This is a genomic window from Streptomyces sp. NPDC051136, assembly GCF_044455745.1.
Classification (GTDB): Bacteria; Actinomycetota; Actinomycetes; order Streptomycetales; family Streptomycetaceae; genus Streptomyces.
This window is the reverse complement of sequence record NZ_JBITFE010000007.1, coordinates 347,983-372,611: the sequence shown is the minus strand read 5'-3', so window position 1 is coordinate 372,611 and position 24,629 is coordinate 347,983. Positions and strand designations below refer to the sequence as shown.

The following is a 24,629-nucleotide window of genomic DNA, read 5'->3' as shown; positions in this document are numbered from 1 at the left end:
GGTCGGGTCAGGCGCGTGCCAGCTCCCGGTCCTCGTCGGGGCCCGGGCCCCGCTCGCCGGCCGTGCGCAGGCCCTCGCCCTCGACGTCCACGTTGGGCAGCGCGCGGTCCAGCCACCTCGGCAGCCACCAGGCCTTCTTGCCGAGCAGGGCGAGGACCGCCGGGACGATGGCCATGCGGACGACGAACGCGTCGAAGAAGACGGCGATGGCGAGGCCGAAGCCGATCATCTTGACCATGGACTCGCTGGAGCCGATGAAGCCCGCGAAGACCGCCATCATGATCACCGCGGCGGCGGTGACGACCCGGGCGCCGTGCCGGAAGCCGGTGACGATCGCCTGGTGGGGCTTCTCGCCGTGGACGAAGGCCTCCCGCATGCGGGTGACCAGGAAGACCTCGTAGTCCATGGCCAGGCCGAAGACCACGCCGACCATGAAGATCGGCATCATCGACATGACCGGACCGGTCTCCTCGACGCCCATCAGGCCGGACAGCCAGCCCCACTGGAAGACCGCGACGACCGCGCCGAGGGCCGCCATGACGGAGAGCAGGAAGCCGAGGGCCGCCTTCAGCGGGACCAGGATCGATCGGAAGACCACGATCAGCAGGAGGAAGGCCAGCCCGACGACCAGGACCAGGTACGGCACCAGCGCGTCGTTGAGCTTCTGGCTGACGTCGATGTTCATCGCCGTGGAGCCGGTGACCAGGGTCTGGGCGCCGGTCTTCGCCTCGATGTCGCCGCCCGCGTCGCGGATGGCGTGCACCAGGTCCTCGGTCTGCACGGAGGACGGCTTGGAGTCCGGGACGACGGTGATCGTCGCGGTGTCGCCGCCCTTGTTGGGAGCCGGCGGGGTGACCGCCACGACGCCGTCGAGGTCCTTGATCTGCTTCTCGACGTCGGTGAAGGCGTCCTTCGGGGCATCGCTGCCCTTCGCGTCGACGACGACCATCAGCGGGCCGTTGAAGCCGGGGCCGAAGCCCTCGGAGAGCAGGTCGTAGGCGCGGCGCTGGGTGGTGGACGTCGGCTGGGAGCCGTCGTCGGGCAGGCCCAGTTCCAGGGAGGTCGCGGGGACCGCGGCGGCGCCGAGACCGATGACGCCCAGGAGGAGGACGGCCAGGGGGCGACGGACGACGAAGCTGGCCCAGCGGGTGCCCATGTTGGGCTTCGGCCGGCCGTCGGCCTCCTTCGGCTCGCTCGTGCGGGAGCGGCCGAGCAGCTTGCTCTTCGCACCGGCCGGCTTGACCCGGCGACCGGCGTAGCCCAGCAGCGCGGGGATCATCGTCAGGGCGATCAGGACCGCGATGGCGACGGTGCCGGCCGCCGCGACGCCCATCTTGGTCAGCATCGGGATGTTGACCACCGCGAGGCCCACCAGGGCGATGACGACCGTGAGGCCGGCGAAGACGACCGCGGAGCCCGCGGTGCCGACCGCCCGTCCGGCGGCCTCCTCGCGCTCACGTCCCTCGGCGAGCTCGGCGCGGTAGCGGGAGACGATGAACAGGGCGTAGTCGATGCCGACCGCGAGGCCGATCATCATGGCCAGGATCGAGGTGGTCGAGCCCAGTTCCAGAGCGCTGGCCAGCGCGGTGATCGAGGAGACGCCGATGCCCACGCCGATCAGGGCGGTGAGCAGGGGCAGCCCGGCCGAGACCAGGGACCCGAAGGTGATGACCAGGACGACGGCGGCGACCGCGATGCCGATGACCTCGGTGGCGCCGGTCTCCGGGACGGCCTGGAGCGCGTCGCCGCCTATCTCGACGGTCAGTCCGGCGTCGCGTGCCTGCTGGGCGGCGTCCTCCAGGGCGTCCTTGGTGGACTCCTCCAGCTCCATGCCGGAGACGTCGTACTTCACCGAGGCGTAGGCGACGGAGCCGTCCTTGCTGACGGCGTTGCCCTGGTAGGGGTCGGCGACCGAGGCGACCTCGGAGCCGTCGGAGAGCTCGTCGACGGTCTTCTGGACGGTCGCCTTGTTGTCGGCGTCCGTCATCTTCTCGCCGGAGGGTGCCTTGAAGACGACCCGGGCGGTCGCTCCGTCGGCGCTCGCTCCGGGGAAGCGCTGTTCCAGCAGGTCGAAGGCCTTCTGGGCCTCCGTGCCCGGGATGGAGAAGGAGGAGTTGCCGGCGGGCGGGGCGCTGGCCGCGCCGACGCCGGCGAGCGTCAGCAGGGCCACCCAGATCAGGGCGACGAAGTGTCGTCGGCGGAAGGCGAGCCGGCCGAGTTTGTAGAGGAACGTGGCCACGGGGGCGTACTCCCGGTCAGGTCGTGGGTCTTCAGGGCAGGGGGGATCGGCCCGACGACGTGAGCGGATACGTCAGGTGGGGCTCAACTGCGGGGACGTGTCAGTGGGTGGGGACGCCGAGGGCGGGGAGGATCACGGCGTCGATGTAGGAGGCGAGGAACGCCCGGGTCGGCGGCTGGTCGTCCAGCAGCGTGCGGGTGGCGAAACCACCGACCATCATGTGCACCAGGAAGTCCAGCGCCGGACAGTCCGCTCTGATCTCACCGCGGTCGACGGCGCGTTGCAGCACGCGCTGGAACTCGGCCATCTCCGGTTCGATGAGCTGCTCCCGGAAGGCCTGGCGCAGGTCCGGGTTCTGGTGCAGCGCCATGGCCAGGCCGCGCATCAGCGCGGAGTTCTGCTCCATGGTGCAGTCGTCCTCGCGGACCAGCAGGGCGTGCAGGTCGCCGCGGAGCGAGCCGGTGTCGATGTCACCGACCGAACCGGGCTTGTCGTGCCGGACCGCTTTGACGACCAGCTCGGGCTTGCCGCCCCACTGGCGGTAGAGCGTCGCCTTGCTGGAGCGGGTGCGGGCGGCCACGGCGTCCATGGTGAGGGCGTCGTACCCGACTTCGCGGAGCAGGTCGAGCACGGCCTCGTACAGCTCGGCCTCGCGCTCGGGAGTGATCCGGCTGCGGCGCGCGGTGGCGGTCTCCGTCATCTCGCTCACTCCCCTCTGTCCCACTCGATCAGAACGACACCGTTTCGTACATGACGACGGTACCCCACCGCCTAACGAAACGAAACGGTTTCGTTCGTGGTCTGGGTCACGGTTGTCGGTACCGCATAAGTTGCCGGTATCCGGCAGCCGGAAAAGCATGGGGTGGGTGAGTTATCTGCGCCTTCCGCACCTCAGTGGCGACCAGCTGTGCTTCGTGGCCGAGGACGACCTCTGGCTCGCGTCCCTCGACGGTCCGGGCCGGGCCTGGCGGCTCACCGTCGACCGCACCAAGGCCGGTCACCCCCGCTTCTCCCCCGACGGCCGGCACATCGCGTACACCAGCTGGCGCACCCTCGTGCCGGAGGTCCACCTGGTGCCGGTGGACGGCGGCCCCGGGCGGCAGCTCACCCACTGGGGCGGCCTCGACACCCGGGTCTGCGGCTGGTCTCCTCCCGATGCCGACGGCACCACCGCCGTCCTCGCCGTCGCCTCGCACGGCGAGCCCTTCTCGCACCTCACCTGGGCCTACAAGGTCGCCCCCGACGGCGATCCCGGCCGCAAGCTGCCCTGGGGACCGGTCACCGACATCCAGGCCGCCGACCTCGACGGCGAGCGCAGGACCCTCCTGCTCACCGGCACGCCGCCGCACGAGCCCGCCGCGTGGAAGCGCTACCGGGGCGGCGCCACGGGCCGGCTCTGGCTGCACGGCGAGCGGCTGCTGCCCGACCTCGGCGGGCACCTCGCCGCCCCGATGTTCGTCGGCGGCCGGATCGCCTTCCTCTCCGACCACGAGGGCGTCGGCAACCTCTACTCCTGCGCCCACGACGGCTCCGACCTGCGCCGGCACACCGACCACGACGCGTTCTACGCCCGCAACGCCGCGAGCGACGGCACCCGGGTGGTGTACCAGTGCGCGGGCGACCTGTGGATCGTCGACGACCTCTCGCCCGGCTCTGCGCCCCGCCGGCTCGACGTGCGGCTGAGCGGTCCGCGGGCGGGGCGGCGTACGTACCAGGTGCCCGCCGCCCAGCACGTCGGCGGTGTCTCCGTCGACGAGACGGGCCGCGCGAGCGCCGTCGTCGTACGCGGCAGCCTGTACTGGCTCACCCACCGCGACGGCCCGGCCCGCACCATCGCCGACACCCCGGGAGTGCGGGTGCGGCTGCCGGAGATGCTCGGCGAGAGCGGACGGATCGCTTACGTGACGGACGCGGAGGGCGAGGACGCGGTCGAGATCTCCTACCTGCCACGGGCGACCGGCGGCCGCGCGGCCCGGCGGCTGGCCTCCGGACGGCTGGGGCGGGTCCTGGAGCTGGTCTCGGACCCGGCCGGCGAGCGCCTCGCCGTGGCCTCGCACGACGGGCGGCTGCTGATCCTCGACGTCACGGAGCCGGACACGCAGACGGCCCTGGCCCTGGACGCGGCCGGCGCCGGGTACCCGGTGGACACGGGGGAAGGGGACGCGACAGGGCCGGTCGCCCCGGACGCCCCCACCCCCGACGACGACGCCGACGAGGCCGAGGCGGGGGCCGGGGACCCCGTGACGCCGGGGGCGCCGGGCACCGCCGCGACCGCCACGGGCCAGGTCACCGAGCTGATCCGCTCCGTCAACGGTCCCGTGCGCGACCTCGCCTTCTCCCCCGACGGGACCTGGCTCACCTGGTCGCACCCCGGCATCGGACGCACCCTGCGGCAGATCAAGATGGCCCGGATCGACGGCCCCGAGGGCACCCTCGTCGTCGACGTCACCAACGGCCGCTTCGAGGACGAGAACCCGGTCTTCACCCGGGACGGCCGCTACCTGGCCTTCCTGTCCTGGCGCGGCTTCGACCCGGTGTACGACGTGCACACCGGCGACCTGTCCTTCCCGCTGGGCTGCCGCCCCTACCTGGTGCCGCTGTCCTCCGCGACCCCCTCCCCCTTCGCCCTCAACCCCGAGGGCCGCCCGGCCGCCGGGGGCCTGGACCCGCTGGAGGACGAGACCGGCGAGGGCGGCGCGGTCACCGTCGAGGTCGAGGGGCTGGAGAACCGCGTGACGCCGTTCCCGGTCACCGCGTCCAAGTACTCGACGCTGGAGCCGGTCGCGGGCGGCGGCCTGGTCTGGCTGCGCTGGCCGATCTCGGGCGCACTCGGGGAGACCTTCGCCAACCCGGCCGACCCGAGCGAGCGGCCCACGCTGGAACACTTCAACCTAGCCAAGGCCAAGAAGTCCGAACTGGTCGACCACCTGGACTGGTTCCGGGTCAGCGGCGACGGCAGCCGCCTGGTCGTGCTCGACGAGGGCGACCTGCGGGCCGTACCGGCGACCGAGGCCGGCGACGGCGACTCGACCACCTGGATCGACCTGCGCCGCATCCTGCACGAGGTCGACCCGGCCGCCGAGTGGCGCCAGGCGTACGACGAGGCGGGCCGCCTGATCCGCGCCTACTTCTGGGACCCGGGGATGTGCGGCATCGACTGGGACGGGGTCCTCGACCAGTACCGCCCGCTGCTCGAACGGGTCGCCTCCCCCGACGAGTTCGCCGACCTGCTGCGCGAGGTGCTCGGTGAGCTGGGCACCTCGCACGCCTACGTGGTCGCCGGCCGGCGCAACGAGGGCCCGGCCCACTACCAGCGCTGGCAGGGGCTGCTCGGCGCGAACCTCGCCTGCCGGGACGGGCGGTGGGTGGTCGGGCGGATCCTGCCGGGCGACTCCTCGGACTCCAAGGCCCGCTCCCCGCTGGCCGGCACGGGCATCCGCGACGGTGCCGTACTGACCCACGTCGACGGCCGCCCGGTCGACCCGGCCCTCGGCCCGTCCCCGCTGCTGGCGGGCGCCGGCGGCACGACGGTGGAGCTGACCTTCGCACCGGGCGAGGGCGCCCCCGGCCCCTCCCGCCGGGTCGCGGTCGTGCCGCTCGTCGACGAACGCCCGCTGCGCTACCAGGACTGGGTGGCCAAACGCCGTGCGGTGGTACGGGAGTTGAGCGGCGGACGGTGCGGGTACCTGCACATCCCGGACATGGGCGGTTCCGGCTGGGCGCAGTTCAACCGCGACCTGCGCATGGAGGTGTCCCGGCCCGCGCTCATCGTGGACGTGCGCGGCAACGCGGGCGGGCACATCAGCGAGCTGGTCATCGAGAAGCTGACCCGGACCATCCTGGGCTGGGACCTCACCCGCGACGCCCAGCCGGTGTCGTACACCTCCAACGCCCCGCGCGGGCCGGTCGTCGCGGTCGCCGACCAGGCGACCTCCTCCGACGGCGACATGATCACGGCCGCGTTCAAGCTGCTGCGGCTCGGCCCGGTGGTCGGGCAGCGCACCTGGGGCGGCGTGGTCGGCATGACCGGCCGGCACCGCCTCGGCGACGGCTCGGTGATCACGGTGCCGATGAACGCGGCCTGGTTCGACGCCTACGGCTGGACCGTGGAGAACTACGGCGTCGCCCCCGACGTCGAGGCGCTGCGCACCCCCCTGGACTGGGCCGAGGGCCGCTACCCGGTCCTCGACGAGGCGGTCCGGCTGGCGCTGGAACTGCTGGAGACCAACCCGCCCGCCACACCGCCCGGTTACGACGCCGTGCCCGACCGCTCGCGCCCGCCGCTGCCGCCGCGGGAACGGGAACGGGAACGGGAGTAGGAGCCTCCGCAGGGCCCGGTGGCACGGGAAAGGGCGCCCACCCGTACGACGGGGGGCGCCCTCTCACGTCACAGCGGCGGTGCGTCAGGCGTCGAAGCTGTCCGCCAGCCGCTCGTCCTCGTCGCGGCGGCGCGCGGACGGGTCCTGGCGCTCCGACTCCCGGCGGCGCGAGGAGGACGGGTCGATCTCGTCCTCGTCACGACGGCGGTCGCGGTTCTGGAACTGGTCCTTCGCCTGCTCGGCGCGCTGCTTGCCCTGCTGCTGCATGCGCTCGGCCTTGTCCTGGAACTGGTCCTTCATACCCATGTGGGTTCACTCCTGTGGTGATCGGGCCCGACCGGATCGGCCGGGCGCTCGATCAGATTCACATGAGCCGTGACCGTGCGCATGTCGATCACTTACGGACCGTAGTCGCGCTGGTCGGACGCTGTTCGTCGGCCGCTCCGCCGGCCCCGACGAGGCCGGTCCGCAGGCCGTTCAGCCGGTCCCCGAAGCGCCGCATCTCACGCTGTCCGACGGTGCCGATGACCGCGGGCAGGTAACCGCGCACGCCCTGCATGCCGCGCAGCCACCACTGCCCGTAGACGTGCGCGGAGCGCCGCTCGACGCCCTCCACGAGCCGGTCGACGGCCGGGCCCAGCGGGTAGGTCTTGTTGGACGGCCAGGGCAGCCGCTGCCGCAGCTCGCGCATCACGTCGTCCTGGTCGGCGCCGCGCACCATGTCGGTGTCGGTCCAGGACAGGTAGCCGACGCCGACCTTCACGCCCCGGTGCCCGACCTCGCCGCGCAGGCTGTGCGCGTACGCCTCGACGCCGGACTTGGAGGCGCAGTAGGCGCTCATCATCGGGGCGGGGGTGAGGGCGGCCAGCGAGGCGATCTGGAGCAGGTAGCCGCGGCTCTCCAGCAGCGCGGGCAGGAAGGCGCGGGCGGTCACCGCCGAGCCGATCAGGTTGACCTCGATGACCCGCCGCCAGGACTCGGGGTCGGAGTCGACGAAGGGTCCGCCGGTGGCGACGCCCGCGTTGGCGACGACGATGTCGACCTTCCCGAAGCGTTCCCGGACCTCCGCCGCCACCCGGGCCATCGCCTCGTGGTCGGTGACGTCGGCGTGCCAGTGGTCGCTGTCGCTGTGCAACCGGGCGGAGACCTGCTTGAGTTCGTCCGGTTCCAGGCCGACCAGCGCGACCTTCACCCCGCGCGCGGACAGCTTGCGGGCCATCAACTCCCCGACGCCCCGCGCCGCTCCGGTGACGACGGCGACCCGTCCTTCCAGGCTCACCCTGCTCATGCGCCCTCCACGGCGTGTACGGCACGCTCGTCGCGTGCGCTGGGTATGTAGGTGGCCGCGAGGGCCCGTATCTTGCCGGTGACCAGCTCCGGCGCCTCCACCGGCGTCATGTGGCCGAGGCCCGGGAGTTCGGTCACGCCCACGCAGTCGGGCAGCGCGGCGGCCAGCGCGCGGGCGTGCACGGGCGGCGTCAGCCGGTCCGCCGTACCCACCACGATCTCCACCGGCATCCGCAACTCCCGTACGCCGTGGTCGAGGTCGAGCAGGTCGAGCACCTGCGACCAGCCGTGCCGCACCCGGCTCGGGCAGGCGTGCACGATCCGGGCGCAGGCGTCGACCACCTGCGCTCCCGAACCCGGCCCCATCGTCCCGTACTTGAGGATCCGGCGGGCGAGCGGTGTGACCGGCCCGAGCGGCGCCCGGGAGCCCAGGATCCGCCGGGTCAGCCAGGTGCGCGCCCGGCCCGCCCGCATCGGCAGCACGGTGGCGGACGCCACCAGACCCGCGCTGCCCGTGCTGCACAGCAGGGCGGCAGCCGCGTGCTCGCGCACCGCGGGGCGGGTCGCCGCGGCCATCAGCGTCATCCCGCCCATGGAGTGCCCGGCGATCACGGCCCGCTCACCCGGCGCGAGGGTGGCCGTGAGGACGGCTTCGAGGTCGTCGGCGAGCGGCTCGGTGCCGTACGCCGGGTTGGCCGGGCTGCGTCCGTGGCCGCGCTGGTCGTAGGCGATGACGCGGTGGTCGGCGGCCAGTTCGCGGATCTGCGCCGCCCAGAAGGCGATGGAGCAGCACCAGCCGTGGGCGAGGACGACCGCGGGGGCGTCCTCGGGGCCGTGCACCTCCACGTGTATCCGGGCGCCGTCGGCGGCGGTGACGGTCAGCTCGCGCTCGGGCGCGGGCGGGGCGTACGGCCCGTCGGCGACGTGCGTCGGGCGGCTCACGCGCTCACCTCGGCGTCCGCGTCGGCGGCCCTCGCGGCGGGCTCCGCGGCGGCCTTCGCGGGGGCCGGGCGCAGCACCTGGTACTCCGCGAGGTCCACGCGCCGTGTCTCCCGCCGGAACTCGGCGGTCGTGCCGGGCCAGACGGTGGTGTTGCGGCCGCTCGCGTCCAGGTACCAGCTGGTGCAGCCGCCGGTGTTCCACACCGTGCGCTTCATCCGCTCCTGCACCCGGTGGTTCCAGTTGCGCACGGCGGCGGGGCGCGGGTCGAGGGCGGTGCGGCCGCCGAGGACGTTCAGCTGACGCAGGTAGTCCGCCAGGTAGTTCAGCTGGGACTCGATCATCAGGATCATGGACGAGTTCCCGAGGCCGGTGTTGGGCCCGATGACCGTCATGAAGTTGGGGAAGCCGGCCGCCGTGCCGCCGCGCAGCGCCTCCATGCCCCCCTTCCAGGTCTCGGCCAGCGTCCGCCCGTCCGCGCCCACGACCCGCTCGGCGATGGGCATGTCGGTGACGTGGAAGCCGGTGCCGAAGATGATCGCGTCCGCCTCGGCCTCGGTGCCGTCGGCGGCGACCAGCGTCGATCCCCGCACCTCGCTGAGCCCGCTCGCGACCACGTCGACGTTGGGCTCGGCGAGCGCCGGGTAGTACGTGCTCGACAGCAGGATCCGCTTGCAGCCGATGCGGTAGTCGGGGGTGAGCTTGGCGCGCAGGGCCGGGTCCTTGATGGCGGCGCCCATGTTGCGCTTGGCGATCCGCTCGACGAAGCCCAGCTCGTCGGGGTGCTTGGTGAACGCCTGCACCTGGAGTTCCCGGATGCCCCACAGCAGCCCGCGGCGCAGCCTGGTGGTGGCGGGCACCGCCCGGTGCAGGGCTCGCTCGGCGCCGCTGATGGCCCGGTCCATGCGGGGCATCACCCAGGCCGGGGTGCGCTGGAAGAGGGTGAGCCGGCCCACCGTCGGCTGGATGGACGGCACGATCTGGATGGCGGAGGCGCCGGTGCCGATCATGGCGACGCGCTTGCCGGTGAGGTCGTAGTCGTGGTCCCAGCGGGCGGAGTGGAAGACCTTGCCGGGGAAGGAGTCGAGCCCCGGGACGTCCGGCATCTTGGGGTCGGACAGCGGCCCGGTCGCGGACACGACGACGTCGGCAGTGAGGGTGCCGCGCACGGTCTCGATCTCCCACCGCAGCTGCTCGCCGTCCCACGCCATCCGCTTCACCTCCGAGTCGAAGCGGAGGTGGGGGCGCAGCCCGAAGGTGTCGGTGACGTGCTCCAGGTAGGCGCGGATGTGCTCCTGCCCGGAGAAGGTGCGCGGCCACTCGGGGTTGGGCGCGAAGGAGAAGGAGTACAGGTGGGACGGCACGTCGCAGGCGCAGCCGGGGTAGCTGTTGTCCCGCCAGGTGCCGCCGACGCTGCCGGACCGCTCCAGTACGACGAAGTCGGTGATCCCTTCGCGCCGCAGCCGCACGGCGGCCCCCAGGCCGCCGAAGCCGGACCCGATCACCGCCACCCGTACGTGTTCGTGAACCTGCCCTTGCTCGGCCATCTGGGAGCCTCCACGCTTGCCTGGACCGTCTGGAACCTGGAACCGTCTCGAACCATGCCAGTGAACACTGGCGCAATGGGAGCGTAGAGCAGGTCCGTACTCATGGGTAGGGGTCGGGCGGAGGAAAGTTACCGGCGGTACGCCCTAAGGTCGTGGACGTGACCACGCGCGAATACCGCATAGAGGAACTGGCCCGGCTGGCCGGCATCACGGTGCGCACCCTGCGCTTCTACCGCGAACGCAAACTGATCCCGCCACCCCGCCGCGAGGGCCGCATCGCCTGGTACGACGACCACCACCTGGCCAGGCTGCGCACCATCGCCGCGCTGCTGGACCGCGGCCACACCCTGAACGGCATCGCGGAACTGGCCGACGCCTTCGACCACGGCCGCGACGTCGGCGACCTGCTCGGACTCGGCCAGCCCACCGAGGAGACCCCGGTCCGCCTCACCCCCGAGGAACTCGCCGCCCGCTTCGAGGGCGAGGTCACCCCGGAGAACCTGGCCGCCGCGATGGAGCTGGGCTACCTCGGCACCGACGGCGACGAACTGGTCCACATCAGCCACCGCCTGCTGGAGGTCTCCTCCGCCCTGGTCCGCGAGGGCATACCGCTCGGCGAGGTCCTCCAGGCCGGCGCCCGCGTCCGCGAACACGCCGACGCCCTCGCCGAACTCTTCGCCGACCTGATACTGCGCCACGCCCCCGAACGGGAACTCCACCGTCTGCGCCCGCTGGCCCGCAGCGTGGTGGAGGCGGAACTGTCCCTGGCGCTGGACCGGCGGATGCGCAGGCAGACGGACCGGACGGGGAGCGAGTGACCTCTCAGCGGTCGTAGACCACCGTGACCGGCGCGTGGTCGGACCAGCGCTCGGCGTGCGTGGCGGCCCGCTCGACGTACCCCTTGATCGCCCTGGCGGCCAGGCCCGGGGTGGCGACGTGGAGGTCGATCCTCCACCCGCTGTCGTTGTCGAAGGCCCGGCCCCGGTACGACCACCACGAGTACGGCCCCTCGACGTCCGGGTGCAGGGCGCGCACGACGTCCACGTAGCCGCCGTCGGCCGGGTCGAGGACGCGGCTCAGCCACTCCCGCTCCTCCGGCAGGAACCCGGAGCTCTTCTTGTTGGCGCGCCAGTTCTTCAGGTCGGCCTCACGGTGGGCGATGTTCCAGTCGCCGCAGACCACGACCTCCCGCCCCCCGGCGGCGGCGCGCTCGCGCAGCTCCTTCAGGTAGGCCAGGAACTCACCCATGAAGCGGACCTTCTCGTCCTGGCGCTCGGTGCCGACCTCGCCGGAGGGGAGGTAGAGGGAGGCGACCGTCACACCGGGCAGGTCGGCCTCGACGTAGCGGCCGCCGGCGTCGAACTCGGACGAACCGAAGCCGACCCGGACGGCGTCGGGCTCGCGGCGGGTGTAGAGCGAGACGCCGGCGCGGCCCTTGGCGGCCGCGGGGGCGTGCGTCACGTGCCAGCCCTCGGGGGTGCGGACGTGTTCGGGCAGCTGGCCGGCTTCGGCCCGCACCTCCTGAAGGCACAGCACGTCGGCGGAGGTGCCGGCGAGCCACTCCACGAAGCCCTTCTTCGCGGCGGCGCGCAGGCCATTGACGTTGACGGAGGTCACGGTGAGCATCCCGGCACGATACCGGCACACTGGACGGTGCCCCGATCCGGGACTTCGCATCGATATACGGTAGGTAGCATGAACATACGCCGGGTCCCCTTCGACCACCCCGACGCCGTGAAGCTCAACGACGAGGTCCAGGCCGAGTACGACGTCCGCTACGGCGACGGCGGCGACGCCACACACCTGGACCCCTCGGACTTCGCACCGCCGAACGGCCACTACCTGATCGCGTACGACGAGGACGGGGTCCCGGTCGCCTCGGGCGGCTGGCGCAGCCAGGACGCCAACGACGAGGGGAACCTCGACGGGGACGCGGAGCTGAAGCGGATGTTCGTGATCGAGCAGATGCGCGGACGCGGGCTGGCCCGCCGCATCCTGGCCGCCCTGGAGGAGGACGCCCGTGCGGCGGGCCGGACGCGGATGGTGCTGGAGACGGGCACCAAGCAGCCGGAGGCCGTGGCCCTGTACACGTCCAGCGGCTACGAGCCGTGCGGGAAGTTCGGCTACTACCGCTTCCACGAGGAGAGCCTCTGCTACGCGAAGGCCCTCCAGCTCCCGTAGGCCGCCGCACCGGCACACACCCGCACACACCGGCACGGACGCCCTGAAGGTCGTTCTCTGTGTGGGCGGTGAGGGTTCTCCGGCTTCTCAGGGGTGACGGTGATACGCCTTGTTGGCGATGCGCCAGCTGTCGTCGGCTTGGACCAGCAGGAAGACGTCGGTGAAGGTGTCGGGGCCGTGCGAGAGCGTCATGGTCGCGGTGGCGACGGTGCCGTGGACATCGAGGGTGTCGATGCGGCGGGAGCGGGCCGACTCGTCCGGGGCCGGCCGGCCCAGGAAGAGGGCGCAGTACTCGTCCATGGTCCAGGAGACGAATGCGCCGCCGCGGACTCCCTCGATGTGGGCGGTGGGAAGGAACGCGTCGCGGAAGTGGGCGGGGTCGCCGGTGGCGTGTCCGCGAATGTAGGCGCGGAGTGGTTCGAGTACCGCGTCCGCCGCGGCGGGGGCCGTGGCGGCGACGGCGATGTCGGCCTCGGAGTCGGCCGGGATGTGGGCCGGGCCGGCCGCGCCGCGCAGGGGGGTCTGGGACGCGGCGGCCAGCAGAGACATGTCCTTGGCCAGTGCGCCGATGGTGAATTCGGCCGTGCCGACGCCTGGCCGGTCGGTGAGGAAGGGGCGTTTGCGGGCCACGAGCCCGCCGAGCTGGCCGAGTTCGAGGACGTCCAGCACCTGGGCCCGGGGCAGGCCGAGGGCGTCGGCCTGCCGTAGTGAGTCGCGCAGCGCGAGGACGGCGCCGGCGAGGCTGTGGTTGGCGATCAGCTTGAGGGCGGCGGCGGTGGAGGCGTCGTCGACAGGCCGCACGGTGCCCAGCGCCGCCAGTACCGGCCGCACTCGGTCAAGTGCTTCCCGGTCGGCGGCGGCAAGGATCTGCAGGGCTCCGGCGGCGGCAGCCGGTACGGAGCCGAGCACGGGCGCGTGGATGTAGGCCGGGCCGATGTGCCGGGCCAGGGCCGCGGCTTCGGCGGGGGCGACGGTGCTGGTGTTCAGGACCGTCGCCCCCGCCCGCAGGGAGTCACGGACGTCGTCGAGGACCTGTCGGCAGGCGGGGCCGTCGAACAGTGCCAGGAGCACGAGGTCGGCCTTCGCCACGGCGCCCTTCGGATCACCGGTCGTCCTGACGGTGCCTGACGTGTGCCCGGAGCGTGTCCAGCCGACGACGTCCCAGCCCTGGACGGCCAGTCGTGTCGCGATCGTCTCGCCCATGCGTCCCAGGCCGAGGACGGCGATCGTGTGGGGTGGGGTCATGCGCGCCAGGGTGGTGCAGCACCAGGGCTGCGACAAGCGCAGATCGCGCAGGCCGGCTCTGCGGAGTCCGCATACCGGCTGGGCATACTGGCGTGATGGAACTGACGGTGTGGCGGACCTTCGTGACCGTGTGCCGACTCGGGTCGCTGTCGGCGGCGGCCGCCGAGCTGCATCACACGCAGTCGGCCGTCTCCCGGCAGATCGCCGGGCTGGAGCGGCAGCTCGGCGTGCCCCTGATGGAGCGGCACGCGCGCGGTGTGCGCCCGACCCCGGCCGGTGAGGTGTTCCGCCACCACGCTCTGGCCACGCTCAACGAGGCGGACCGTGCCGTACGCGCGGCCCGAGAGGCAGGCGACGGGGCGTTCAGCCGGCCACTGACCGTCGGTGCCACACCCTCTCTCGCCGCGGGGATCGTGCCCGAGGCCGTCCGGGCCCTGTTGCGGCAGGCCGGTTCCGTGCGGTGGAGCCTGCTTCCCGGCCTGAGCGCACAGCTGCACCACCGTGTGATCACCGGCGATCTCGACATCGCCGTCGTCACCGACGCACCGCCTGGCCTGCCGGTCGACCCGCGGGTCGAACGCCGGTTCCTCGGGCTGGACGCCATGGCCGTCGCACTGCCCGTCGGCCATCCGTCGGCCGGGCGCGGCCCGGTGCACATCCGAACGCTGGCCGACGAGATCTGGGCCGAGGACAACGACGGTTCGGCGGCACTCCTGCACCAGCACGCCGCCCGAGCCGGAGTCAGCGCCCGCATCGACCTCACCGCGGCGGATCTGCCCGGCAAACTGGCCCTGGTCGCAACCGGCCACGCCATCGCACTGATCCCGGGAGTGCTGGCACGCGCACTGCGGACCGACGTCACCACCGTGGGTCTCGTCGATCCCCCGACCCGCGGGATCTACGCGATCACGTCACGTCGCGATCCCCACCCCAGCGCGGCGCCCCTGCTCGACCAGCTCACCGCGGCCTTCGCCTCGGTGCGCCCTCCCCACGCCGCTCACCGGCCGAGTGGTGCGGATGCCCACCTCGCCGGACCGGCACTTCACGACGGCATCACACCGTCGTGAGCCGGCTCTCCGGCGTCGGAGCACCGCCGGCTTCCGCAACTGCCGGACGTGACCCGGTGTTTGTGTTCAGGGGTGCGTACGGCCGTCGATCCCCGCGCCCGCACGGCAGACCGTCTCCAGGAAACGCCGACGTGAGCCTGTCCGTCGGCGGACGAACTGCCCGCCGTCCGCGGCACGTCCGGCGAACACCCCCGGAAACGACGAAGATCCCGTGCGATCGTCATGATCGCCGGGATCTCGTCAACCGAACTTGAGCTGACTCAAGGACGGCCGTGCGTGGACCTGAGGGGATTTGAACCCCTGGCCCCCTCGATGCGAACGAGGTGCGCTACCGGACTGCGCCACAGGCCCTTGCAACGAGTGAAACTTTAGCACCCCGACCGGCCTGCTCAAAAATCGCTTCTACTCGTTGGCCGCGCGGGGCCGGTCGCCGTCTTCGTACTGGTCGAAGAGCGGGGTGCGGCCCCGTTCCCTGGCCCGGCGGGCCGACGCGGCGCGGCGTGCGTCGCTGCGGCCCGGGGTCTCCGGACGCTCCTCCGCCTCGGCGGCCGGACGCTCCTCGGCAGGGGCCGCCGGGCGGTCCCGGTCCGGCGTCGAGGCCTGGGCGGCGTCCTCCTGGTCGGGCGCGACGGCGCTGGAGCGGGCCGAGCTCCACGCGTCCGGCGCCGCGAGGTCCACGTCGGGCGTGGCGCGGGGGGCGACCGGCGCGGTCACGTAGGTGGGCAGGGGCACCGGCACGGGGTCCCAGCTGTCGCCCTGCGGACGCCCTCGGCGCTCCCGCTGCTGGTCGACCCACTCGGCGTGGTCGGTCTGCTCGACCAGCGCGCGCCGGTCCGCGGCGAGCGCCGACATGCCGGCACCGGGCTCCGCGTCGGGGCCGTCGTCCGGTTCCTCCGTGTCGAGGTCGCCGACGGGGCCGCCGGGCCCGCCGGGGGCGGCGGGTGTGCGCCGGCGCGGGCGGGGGTCGCGGTCGCGCAGCCGCTGAGCGGCGACCTCGGCCTGGCGGCGGTCCATCTGGAAGGCGAAGCGGCGGCGTTCCTGCGCGCGCAGGTGGGCGATGTAGGCGCTGAGCAGCACCGCCGGCACCCCCGGCGCCCACAGGAACGCGAGTCCGCCGACCGCCGCGACGACCGCGCCGAGCGTGAAGGCCAGGAAGAGCATCACGGTGGTGCGACGACGGCGGGCGAGGACCTTGGTGCGCCGGGCCCGTGCCGCGGCCGCCGCAGGCGACTCGGGCGCGCGCCGGGCGTGGGGAACCTGCCCCCGCGCCGGTGCCGTGCCGCTCTCCACCGGGTGGTCGAGGGCCGGGGACTGCCCGGATCCGGGGTGGTGCCCGGGTCCGCCCGGCTGCGGGCGTGCCGTCTCGGGCCGCTCCGCCGTCTGCTGCGGCGGGGCCGGCCGGGTGTGCCGTCGGGTCCTGGACACGGCGAACGCCCGGACGTCCACCGAGTCGGTGACGGCGTCCGGGGCGTCGGCGTCGGGCTCCGCCTCGCCGGCGGGGCGCGACCGCAGGTCCTTGGCGTACCGGCGCTCCATGCCCGCCCGTCCGGACAGCAGCCGGATGGCGGTACTGAAGCGTTCCGTCGGACGGGCCTCGTTCAGCTCGTCCTGCCTACGGAGCCACATCGGCACCAAGTAGGCGGCCCAGGCCCCGACGATGACTGCGTAGATCAGGCCGCTGCTGCTCACGCCTCACACGGTAGAGGGGTTTGTGTGAGGCCATCCGCCAATTGAGCCGGTGTGTCGCACGATCTGGCTGATATTTCGAACTTTTCTTGTGACCGATCCGATCAGCCGACTGCCAGGGTCGGGAAATTACCCGTCCCCGGACGATCGCCATGCGACCAAATTCGAACGTGTATTCAATTCCCGGTGTTCCCGGCGTTCCCGCTGCTCGGGCCGCTCCCGCTGTTGCCCGCGTTCGGCGCACCGCGGTCCCGCGACCGGCGCCAGCGCCGCAGCAGGCCCTCGGGAACCTCTTCCGCGGTGAGCGCGAAGACGAGATGGTCCCGCCAGGCTCCGTCGATGTGCAGATAACGCGGCCTGAGACCCTCCTCGCGGAATCCGAGTTTCTCCACGACCCGGCGACTGGGCGCGTTCTCGGGGCGAATACAGACCTCGACGCGGTGCAGTCCGACGGTGCGGAAACAGTGGTCCACGGCCATCGCCACGGCCGTCGGCATCACGCCGCGGCCGGCCACCGCCTCGTCCACCCAGTAGCCGACGTGTCCGGAGCACATCGAGCCCCAGGTGATGCCGGCCACCGTCAACTGGCCGACCAGCCGCCCCTGGTACTCGATCACGAACGGCAGCATCCGGCCCGCGTGCGCCTCGGACCTCAGGTGCCGCACCATCTGCCGGTAGGTCGGCCGGTGCGCGATCGGACCGGCGGGACCGGGCGGCGGAATGGTGGCCTCCCACGGGCGCAGCCAGTCCCGGTTGCGCCGGTTGACCTCGCGCCAGATCCGCTGGTCGCGCAGCCTTATCGGCCTCAGGACGATGTCGCCGTCCCTCAGCTCCGCAGGCCAGGAGGGGCCGTTCAGCTCGCACCCCCGTCACTGGCGGGTCTCGGGTGGTCGCCGCCGCGGAGCTGGTCCACGGCGTGCCTCAGCAGCGGCTCCAGTACGGCCAGGCCGTCCTTCACGCCGCCGGAGGAGCCCGGCAGGTTGACGATCAGCGTCCTGCCCGCCACTCCGGCCAGGCCTCTGGAGAGCGCCGCGGTCGGCACCTTGTCCCGGCCGTACGCCCGGATCGCCTCCGCGATGCCCGGGACCTCGTGGTCGATCACGGCGCGGGTCGCCTCGGGGGTGCGGTCGGTGGGCGAGATGCCGGTGCCGCCGGTGGTGACGATCACGTCGTATCCCGCGTCGGCGCCCGCCCGCAGCGCTGCCTCGACGGGGTCGCCGTCGGGCACCACCCGGGGGCCGTCGACGCTGAAGCCGAAGCGGCGCAGGCCCTCGGCGATCAGCGGGCCGCCCTTGTCCTCGTAGACACCGGCGGCGGCACGGTTGGACGCCGTGACCACCAGGGCGGTGTACGAGCCGGACGGTGCGCCGCCCAGGGAACCGCCGGGCGTCATGACCGGTTCCAGTCGCCGGACTTGCCGCCCGTCTTCTGTTCCACCCGCACGTCCGTGATGACCGCTCCCTTGTCGACCGCCTTGACCATGTCGACCACGGTGAGCGCGGCGACGGAGACCGCGGTGAGCGCCTCCATCTCGACGCCCGTGCGATCCGTCGTCTTCACCGTGGCGGTGATCTCCACGGCGTCGTCCGCGACCGACAGGTCCAGTTTCACACCGGACACCGACAACGGGTGGCACAGGGGAATCAGGTCGGGGGTGCGCTTGGCGCCCATGATGCCCGCGATGCGGGCGGTGGCCAGGGCGTCGCCCTTCGGTACGCCCTCGCCGCGCAGCAGCTCGACCACGCGGGGCGCGACCAGGACGCGTCCACTGGCGCGGGCGGTGCGCGCGGTCACGTCCTTGCCGGACACGTCGACCATGCGGGCGGCGCCCGCCTCGTCGATGTGGGTCAGCCGGTCCTGCGGGTCCTGTCCGCCGCTCGGCGCTCGGTCCTGCGTACTCATGCTCGTGTGGCGCTCCCGGTCACGGCCCGGCGCGGTGCGGCGCGTGGGCCTGCTGTGCGCGACACGGTACCGCCATCGGGGGCCGGTCAGCCGAGCAGGACCACCTCGACCCGGGCGCCGGGCTCGACGGACTCGGTGTCCTCGGGGACGACGATCAGCGCGTTCGCCTGCGCGAGGGCGGCCACCAGGTGGGAGCCGGAGCCGCCGACGGGGGTGACCCGTCCGTCGGCGTGGCTGCCGCGCAGGAACTGCCGGCGGCCCTTCGGCGAGGTCAGCGCCTTGTCCGCGGCCAGCGACGCGGTGACCGTCGGGCGGTGCACGTCGGGCAGTCCCATCAGGGTGCGGATCGCGGGCCGTACGAACAGCTCGAAGGAGACGTACGACGACACCGGGTTGCCGGGCAGCGCGAGCAGCGGGGTGTGGTCGGGGCCGATCGAGCCGAAACCCTGGGGCTTGCCGGGCTGCATGGCGAGCTTGCGGAAGTCCACGCCGCTGCCCGGCTCGTCCTCGTCGCCGACGTGCGCCAGCGCCTCCTTGACCACGTCGTACGCCCCGACGCTGACGCCGCCGGTGGTGACCATCAGGTCGGCGCGCACCAGTTGGTCCTCGATGGTGGACCGCAGGGTGTCGGCGTCGTCGGTGACGGCGCCCACCCGGTAGGCGATGGCGCCCGCGTCGCGGGCGGCCGCGGTGAGCGCGAAGCTGTTGGAGTCGTAGATCTGACCGGACGCCAGCTGCTCGTCGGGCTGGACGAGTTCGCTGCCGGTGGAGAGCACCACGACGCGCGGGCGCGGGCGCACGCGGACCGTGCCCCGGCCGATCGCGGCGAGCAGGCCGATCTGCGGCGGGCCGAGCACCGTGCCGGCCGCCAGGGCGCGGTCGCCGGAGCGGACGTCGCTGCCCTTGGCGCGGACGTGCGCGCGCTCCTCGGCCGGGCGGTACACGTGGACGTGGCCCTCGGCGCCCTCGGGGGCGAGACTGCGGGCGCGCATGCCCGCCACGGGGCCCTCGCCGAGCCCGCCGTCGGTCCACTCCACGGGGACGACGGCCTCGGCACCGGGCGGCAGCGGGGCGCCGGTCATGATGCGGGCGGCCTGGCCGGGGCCCACGGTGACCGGGTCGGCCTGGCCGGCGGCGACGTCTCCGACCACCTCCAGGACGGCGGGGAACTCCTCGCTGGCCCCCGCGACGTCGGTGACCCGCACCGCGTACCCGTCCATGGAGCTGTTGTCGAACGGCGGCAGGGACAGCGGCACCGTGATGTCGTCGACCAGAACGCAGCCCTGGGCGTCGAGCAGGTTCAGCTCGATCGGGTCCAGGGGGCGGACGGTGGCCAGGACGTCGTCGAGGTGGTCCTGGACCGACCACAGCCGGTCCGGTCCCGGGTCCGCGAGGGCGTGGTCGTGGCCGGTGTCACGGTGCGCGCTGCTGCTCAACGTCCTTGCATCTCCTCGGCTACGTAACTGCGGAGCCAGGTCCGGAAGTCCGGGCCCAGGTCTTCACGTTCGCATGCGAGTCTGACAATGGCACGCAGGTAGTCGCCGCGGTCACCGGTGTCATAACGGCGGCCCTTGAAGACGACGCCGTGCACGGGACCGCCGGCCTTCTCGTCCGCCGCGAGCTGCTGGAGGGCGTCGGTGAGCTGGATCTCGCCGCCGCGGCCGGGCTCGGTCTTGCGGAGTATGTCGAAGATGCGCGGGTCGAGGACGTAACGGCCGATGATGGCGTAGTTGGAGGGGGCCTCGGCCGCCTCGGGCTTCTCGACCAGCCCGGTGACCTTGACGACGTCGCCGTCGCCGGTCGGGGCGACGGAGGCACAGCCGTAGAGGTGGATCTGCTCCGGCTCGACCTCCATGAGGGCGACCACGCTGCCGCCGTACTGCTCCTGGACGTCGATCATGCGCTGGAGCAGCGGGTCGCGCGGGTCGATCAGGTCGTCGCCGAGCAGCACCGCGAAGGGCTCGTGGCCGACGTGCGGAGCGGCGCACAGGACGGCGTGGCCCAGGCCCTTGGGGTCGCCCTGGCGGACGTAGTGGATCATTGCCAGGTCGCTGGACTCCTGGACCTTGGCCAGGCGGCCCGCGTCGCCCTTCTTCTGGAGGGCGGACTCCAGTTCGTAGTTGCGGTCGAAGTGGTCCTCGAGGGGGCGCTTGTTGCGGCCCGTGACCATGAGGACGTCGCCGAGGCCCGCGGCCACGGCCTCTTCGACCACGTACTGGATCGCCGGCTTGTCGACGACCGGCAGCATCTCCTTGGGAGTGGCCTTGGTGGCCGGCAGGAACCGGGTACCGAGACCGGCTGCTGGGATGACAGCCTTGCTGATCCTGGGGTGGGACTGAGTCATGCGCGCCACCATATCCGGTGCCTATAGGGAGAATCTGTGACTCGGGATCATAGGCGCTCATATGAGCGCATTAGCGCGGTACGGGAGTCATCCATGTCTCACCTCGGCCCTGTGGACGAACCTGACAAGCGGACGTTGCGGCGGGACATCCTCGCGGCGAGGAACAGGTTGACACCGGATGACGTGCGGTCAGCCGCGCGGGCGCTGGCCGGGCGGGCGCTCGGGCTGCCGGAGCTTGCGGGGGCGCGCGCCGTGGCGGCGTACGTCTCCGTGGGCGCCGAGCCCGGCACTCTCGCGCTCCTGGACGCGCTGCGCGCGCGGGGTGCCCGGGTCCTGCTGCCCGCGCTGCTGCCGGACAATGACCTGGACTGGGGCGAGTACACCGGGGAGGACTCCCTCGCGCGCGTGCGGCACGGCGGGCGGATGGAGCTGTGCGAGCCCGCCGGGGAGCGTCTGGGGCCGGACGCGGTGACGCGGGCCGACGTCGTGCTGCTGCCCGGGGTGGCGGTGGACGGGCGCGGCCTGCGGCTCGGCCGCGGCGGCGGGTCGTACGACCGGGTGCTCGCGCGCCTGGAGGCGGCGGGCGCGCGTCCCGCGCTGCTGGTGCTGCTGTACGACCGGGAGGTCGTCGCGCGCGTCCCCGCCGAGCCGCACGACCGGCCGGTGGACGCGGTGGTGACGCCGTCGGGGGTGCGCAGGTTCCGCTGACGCCCAGCGCCCGCCGGCGCGCAGGTACCGCCGGCGCCGGGGCGCAAAAGGGAAACGGCCTCCACGCGTGCGTGGAGGCCGTTTGCCGTCAGTCGGCGCGCGACGGCTACGGCTTGAGCACCAGCGTGTCGCTCGTGCTCTCGTCGACCGCCTTCTTGGAGAAGGACCACGGCAGCAGCTCGCCCTCGGCCCACTTGTCGGTCTGGTCGGTGTAGTGGGCGCTGTAGGCGTGTCCGGAGGCGCCGGTGAGGTTGATCCAGCGGGACTTGTCGAGGTCGCCGAGGTTGACCACCATCCGCATGGACGGCACCCAGATCACCCCGTAGCCGCCGGCCGCGTTCCAGCCGGAGGCGTTGACCGCCGCCTCGCCGCCGCTCAGCTTCCAGGGACCGCGGTTGAGCGCGTACTTCAGGAAGCCGGGGCCTTCGGTGCCCAGGGTCTGGTTCTTCAGGAACAGGCGGTGCAGCCGGCCCCAGTTCCAGGAGTCGATGTCCTTGCCGAGCTTGGCCGTCAGCTCCCAGCGGGCGTCGGTCATGGCGCGCTTGAACAGGTCGTCGCGGTTGTGGTCGGCGCCCTTGCGGGTGCCGCTGGCCGGCGTCGTCCACCAGTCGCTCTTCGGCTTGTCCAGCATCGTGCGGACCACCTCGAACCAGCGGTCACCGCCGTCCGGCTGGGCCTGGCCGGCCTCGCGCTGGCCGCACTCGCGGACCTTGTTGGTCTCGTCCGCGGGACCGGTGGTGTTGACCGGGTCGACCCACAGGCACTGGCCCTCGGTCCGCAGCTCCTTGGGCAGCTTGTTGCCGAATGCGAGCTTGAGGATGTTGCGCCAGACGGCGTTGAAGTAGGCGGCGGCGGCCGAGTCGGCGTCCTGGGTGTAGTCCCAGCCCTCCAGCAGCTTCTGCGCCTCGCGGACGTCCTTGTCGGCGATGTCGATCTTCAGCAGCTGGGGCACGAGCAGCTTGGCCATCTCGCTGCTGTTGTCCAGCTGCATCTGGCGCATGTCGTCGGTGGAGATCTTGCCGCCGTCCTTGATCTTCTGCTCGATCAGGGAGGTGATGCGCTGGCTGCGGGCGCCGTAGCCCCAGTCCGTGGTGAGCGTGTACGGGTAGTCGTCCTCGTCGACGACGGCCTGGTTGGCGGTGACGATGTAGCCGCGGTCCGGGTCGTACTCGTAGGGCAGCTCGTCCTGGTCGATGTACTCGCCGGTCCAGCGGTACTTGGGGCTCCAGCCCGGCGCCGGGACGGACCCGTCGTGGCCCTCGGCGCGCACCGGGATGCGGCCGGGCAGCGTGTAGCCGATGTGCTCGCTGTCGGCGTAGACCAGGTTCTGCGAGGGCACGTCGAACAGGGTGGCGGCCTCGCGGAAGTCGTCCCAGTCGCGCGCCCTGTCGATCGCGAAGACGGCGTCCATGGAGGTGCCCGGATCCAGCGCGGTCCAGCGCAGGGCGACGCCGTAGCCGTCGCCCCGGTCGGGGGCGGAGCTGTCGACGGTGGCCTTCTTGCCGGTCTTCACCAGTTCGTCGTCGCGGTCGGAGAGCAGGGGGCCGTTGTTGGTCTCGCGGACGACGATCTTCTTGGCGTCGCCGCCGGCGACCTTGATGGTCTCCTCGCGCGTCTTGAAGGGGACCACCTTGCCGTCGTACTGGTAACCCGCGCCGGTGATCTTCTCCAGGTACAGGTCGGTGACGTCGGCGCCGGAGTTGGTCAGGCCCCAGGCGATGTCCTGGTTGTGGCCGATGACGACGCCGGGCATGCCCGCGAAGGTGTAGCCGGCCGCGTCGTACTGGCACTTGGCGGAGACGGTGCGACAGTGCAGGCCCATCTGGTACCAGACCGACGGCAGGGACGGCGACAGGTGCGGGTCGTTGGCCAGCAGCGGCTTGCCGGTGATGGTGTGCTTGCCGGAGACGACCCAGGAGTTGGAGCCGATGCCGTTGCCGTTCACGCCGACGGCGGTGGGGACGTCGTCCAGGACCTCCTGGAGTCCGGCCAGTTGTCCCTGGAGTGCGCTGCCGGAGCCGGTGCCCGAGCCGTTCCCGGAGCCGGTACCGGTGCCCGTTCCGGTGCCCGTGCCCGTTCCGGTGCCCGTGCCCGTTCCGGTGCCCGTGCCGTCGCCGCCGGACGAGCCGCCGTCGCCGCCGTCGAACGTCCGGGTGAGCTCGTCGTACTGGCCCTCCTGGACGATCGCCTTGTTGCGGTCGTAGGGGTACGCCGGGTAGAGGTCGGCGATCTGCTTGGGGCCCAGGCGGCTGGTCATCAGGGCGCGGTCGATCTCGTCCTGCATGTTGCCGCGCAGGTCCCAGGCCATCGCCTTGAGCCAGGCCACCGAGTCGACCGGGGTCCACTCCTGGGGCTTGTAGTCGTTGGTGAACCCGAGCGCGGCGTACTCCAGGGAGATGTCCGCGCCCTCCTTGCCCTTCAGGTAGGCGTTGACGCCCTTGGAGTACGCCTGGAGGTACTTCTTCGTGGAGGCCGACAGCTTCTCGTCGTACTCCTTCTGCGCCACCCGGTGCCAGCCCAGGGTGCGCAGGAACTCGTCGTTGTCGATCTGGCCCTTGCCGAACATCTCCGACAGGCGGCCCGCGGTCATGTGCCGGCGGACGTCCATCTCGTAGAACCGGTCCTGCGCCTGGACGTAGCCCTGCGCCATGAACAGGTCCTCGTCGGTGGAGGCGTAGACCTGCGGGATGCCGTACCCGTCGCGCTTCACGTCGACCGGCCCCGACAGGCCGTCCAGCGTGATCGAGCCCTTGGTCTGCGGGAAGGACGCGCGGACGGTGCTGATCGTCCAGTACGCCCCGAAGGCGAGGCCGCCGATGACGGCCAGGACCAGCACCAGGACGAGCAGCCGGCCCTTGCGCCCCTTCTTCCTGCCGGACGTCCGGGACGTGCCGGACTGCTGACCCGTGGAGGCGGTGGTGGTGGGGGGCATCGCTGTCCTTGCTGTCCTAACACGAGCGGCAGGGGCGGGCTGTGCTTCGTACGGAGGCTGAGCGCTGAGCGCCGAGCGCTGGAGCAACTGTAGGCGCAGACCCAATGCCGCCTTGACGCGGAGTCGGGTACCGGGACGCACGAGCGTTCGATCTTGCCAAGCCGAGCGTCAAGAAAACGTCAAGAGTTAGGTAAGGTAACGAAGTAGTTGCCCGCAGAGCATGACGGATTCGT

General features: G+C 72.4%; 20 protein-coding genes and 1 tRNA gene. 5 read left to right on the top strand and 16 right to left on the bottom strand.

Annotated features, from left to right (window positions below; all coding sequences use genetic code 11):
* Nucleotides 1-7 precede the first annotated feature (7 nt).
* On the bottom strand, nucleotides 8-2,239 hold the full coding sequence (locus ACIBCJ_RS22240) for an MMPL family transporter (protein WP_365980689.1): 2,232 nt from the start codon (nucleotides 2,237-2,239) through the stop codon (nucleotides 8-10).
* A gap of 100 nt (nucleotides 2,240-2,339) precedes the next feature.
* Entirely contained in the window at nucleotides 2,340-2,939 is a 600-nt protein-coding gene (locus tag ACIBCJ_RS22235) for a TetR/AcrR family transcriptional regulator (protein WP_362097651.1), read from the bottom strand.
* A 157-nt stretch (nucleotides 2,940-3,096) separates the two neighbouring features.
* Here ACIBCJ_RS22235 and ACIBCJ_RS22230 point away from each other — a divergent pair, with 157 nt between their 5' ends.
* Nucleotides 3,097-6,558 (top strand): S41 family peptidase, encoded by a 3,462-nt coding sequence (locus tag ACIBCJ_RS22230; protein ID WP_365980690.1) that lies wholly within the window; start codon nucleotides 3,097-3,099, stop codon nucleotides 6,556-6,558.
* Between the two features lie 84 nt (nucleotides 6,559-6,642).
* Here the strand turns inward: ACIBCJ_RS22230 and ACIBCJ_RS22225 are convergent, their stop codons facing one another.
* The 4 genes from ACIBCJ_RS22225 to ACIBCJ_RS22210 all read right to left on the bottom strand — a co-directional run bounded on the left by ACIBCJ_RS22225 (nucleotide 6,643) and on the right by ACIBCJ_RS22210 (nucleotide 10,331).
* Entirely contained in the window at nucleotides 6,643-6,864 is a 222-nt protein-coding gene (locus tag ACIBCJ_RS22225) for a hypothetical protein (RefSeq protein ID WP_362097645.1), read from the bottom strand.
* An 88-nt stretch (nucleotides 6,865-6,952) separates the two neighbouring features.
* Nucleotides 6,953-7,846, bottom strand: coding sequence for an SDR family oxidoreductase (locus ACIBCJ_RS22220; protein WP_362097642.1), 894 nt, complete (start codon nucleotides 7,844-7,846; stop codon nucleotides 6,953-6,955).
* On the bottom strand, nucleotides 7,843-8,787 hold the full coding sequence (locus tag ACIBCJ_RS22215; RefSeq protein ID WP_362097640.1) for an alpha/beta hydrolase: 945 nt from the start codon (nucleotides 8,785-8,787) through the stop codon (nucleotides 7,843-7,845). Before ACIBCJ_RS22215 ends, ACIBCJ_RS22220 begins: the two co-directional genes overlap by 4 nt.
* On the bottom strand, nucleotides 8,784-10,331 hold the full coding sequence (locus ACIBCJ_RS22210) for an NAD(P)/FAD-dependent oxidoreductase (RefSeq protein ID WP_362097637.1): 1,548 nt from the start codon (nucleotides 10,329-10,331) through the stop codon (nucleotides 8,784-8,786). The genes ACIBCJ_RS22215 and ACIBCJ_RS22210 overlap by 4 nt, the downstream gene beginning before the upstream one ends.
* A gap of 158 nt (nucleotides 10,332-10,489) precedes the next feature.
* Here ACIBCJ_RS22210 and ACIBCJ_RS22205 point away from each other — a divergent pair, with 158 nt between their 5' ends.
* Nucleotides 10,490-11,149: a MerR family transcriptional regulator gene (locus tag ACIBCJ_RS22205; protein ID WP_362097634.1), complete on the top strand. Its 660-nt coding sequence runs from the start codon at nucleotides 10,490-10,492 to the stop codon at nucleotides 11,147-11,149.
* A 4-nt stretch (nucleotides 11,150-11,153) separates the two neighbouring features.
* Here ACIBCJ_RS22205 and ACIBCJ_RS22200 read toward each other — a convergent pair whose 3' ends face one another.
* A complete protein-coding gene (locus tag ACIBCJ_RS22200; RefSeq protein ID WP_365980692.1) occupies nucleotides 11,154-11,957 on the bottom strand; it encodes an exodeoxyribonuclease III in 804 nt (267 codons plus the stop codon).
* A gap of 69 nt (nucleotides 11,958-12,026) precedes the next feature.
* On the opposite strand from ACIBCJ_RS22200, the gene ACIBCJ_RS22195 reads away from it, so the two are divergent.
* Entirely contained in the window at nucleotides 12,027-12,512 is a 486-nt protein-coding gene (locus ACIBCJ_RS22195; protein WP_362097628.1) for a GNAT family N-acetyltransferase, read from the top strand.
* Nucleotides 12,513-12,599: 87 nt separating this feature from the next.
* On the opposite strand, the gene ACIBCJ_RS22190 is transcribed toward ACIBCJ_RS22195, so the two are convergent.
* On the bottom strand, nucleotides 12,600-13,757 hold the full coding sequence (locus ACIBCJ_RS22190; protein WP_365980693.1) for a nuclear transport factor 2 family protein: 1,158 nt from the start codon (nucleotides 13,755-13,757) through the stop codon (nucleotides 12,600-12,602).
* Nucleotides 13,758-13,852: 95 nt separating this feature from the next.
* Between ACIBCJ_RS22190 and ACIBCJ_RS22185 the strand changes: the two genes are divergently transcribed.
* Nucleotides 13,853-14,824 carry a LysR family transcriptional regulator gene (locus tag ACIBCJ_RS22185; protein ID WP_365980694.1) on the top strand — a complete coding sequence of 324 codons (972 nt, stop codon included), beginning with the start codon at nucleotides 13,853-13,855 and terminating at the stop codon, nucleotides 14,822-14,824.
* A 277-nt stretch (nucleotides 14,825-15,101) separates the two neighbouring features.
* Here ACIBCJ_RS22185 and ACIBCJ_RS22180 read toward each other — a convergent pair.
* The 7 genes from ACIBCJ_RS22180 to galU form a co-directional block, all read right to left on the bottom strand.
* Nucleotides 15,102-15,175 (bottom strand) — tRNA-Ala (locus ACIBCJ_RS22180).
* Between the two features lie 51 nt (nucleotides 15,176-15,226).
* Nucleotides 15,227-16,513 carry a gephyrin-like molybdotransferase receptor GlpR gene (gene glpR / locus ACIBCJ_RS22175; protein WP_362097619.1) on the bottom strand — a complete coding sequence of 429 codons (1,287 nt, stop codon included), beginning with the start codon at nucleotides 16,511-16,513 and terminating at the stop codon, nucleotides 15,227-15,229.
* Nucleotides 16,514-16,686: 173 nt separating this feature from the next.
* Nucleotides 16,687-17,367, bottom strand: coding sequence for a GNAT family N-acetyltransferase (locus tag ACIBCJ_RS22170; RefSeq protein ID WP_393530116.1), 681 nt, complete (start codon nucleotides 17,365-17,367; stop codon nucleotides 16,687-16,689).
* The gene (locus tag ACIBCJ_RS22165; protein WP_365980696.1) at nucleotides 17,364-17,903 is read right to left on the bottom strand and encodes a MogA/MoaB family molybdenum cofactor biosynthesis protein; all 540 of its coding nucleotides are present in this window, start codon (nucleotides 17,901-17,903) and stop codon (nucleotides 17,364-17,366) included. The genes ACIBCJ_RS22170 and ACIBCJ_RS22165 overlap by 4 nt, the downstream gene beginning before the upstream one ends.
* Nucleotides 17,900-18,412, bottom strand: coding sequence for a cyclic pyranopterin monophosphate synthase MoaC (gene moaC / locus ACIBCJ_RS22160; protein ID WP_362506417.1), 513 nt, complete (start codon nucleotides 18,410-18,412; stop codon nucleotides 17,900-17,902). Before moaC ends, ACIBCJ_RS22165 begins: the two co-directional genes overlap by 4 nt.
* Before the next feature lie 86 nt (nucleotides 18,413-18,498).
* Nucleotides 18,499-19,848, bottom strand: coding sequence for a gephyrin-like molybdotransferase Glp (glp, locus tag ACIBCJ_RS22155; protein ID WP_399283013.1), 1,350 nt, complete (start codon nucleotides 19,846-19,848; stop codon nucleotides 18,499-18,501).
* Nucleotides 19,845-20,756, bottom strand: coding sequence for a UTP--glucose-1-phosphate uridylyltransferase GalU (gene galU, locus ACIBCJ_RS22150; protein ID WP_133889082.1), 912 nt, complete (start codon nucleotides 20,754-20,756; stop codon nucleotides 19,845-19,847). Before galU ends, glp begins: the two co-directional genes overlap by 4 nt.
* Nucleotides 20,757-20,849: 93 nt before the next feature.
* On the opposite strand from galU, the gene ACIBCJ_RS22145 reads away from it, so the two are divergent.
* Nucleotides 20,850-21,464 (top strand): 5-formyltetrahydrofolate cyclo-ligase, encoded by a 615-nt coding sequence (locus ACIBCJ_RS22145; protein ID WP_365980697.1) that lies wholly within the window; start codon nucleotides 20,850-20,852, stop codon nucleotides 21,462-21,464.
* A 106-nt stretch (nucleotides 21,465-21,570) separates the two neighbouring features.
* Here the strand turns inward: ACIBCJ_RS22145 and ACIBCJ_RS22140 are convergent, their stop codons facing one another.
* Nucleotides 21,571-24,396, bottom strand: coding sequence for a penicillin acylase family protein (locus ACIBCJ_RS22140; RefSeq protein WP_365980698.1), 2,826 nt, complete (start codon nucleotides 24,394-24,396; stop codon nucleotides 21,571-21,573).
* Nucleotides 24,397-24,629: the final 233 nt, after the last annotated feature.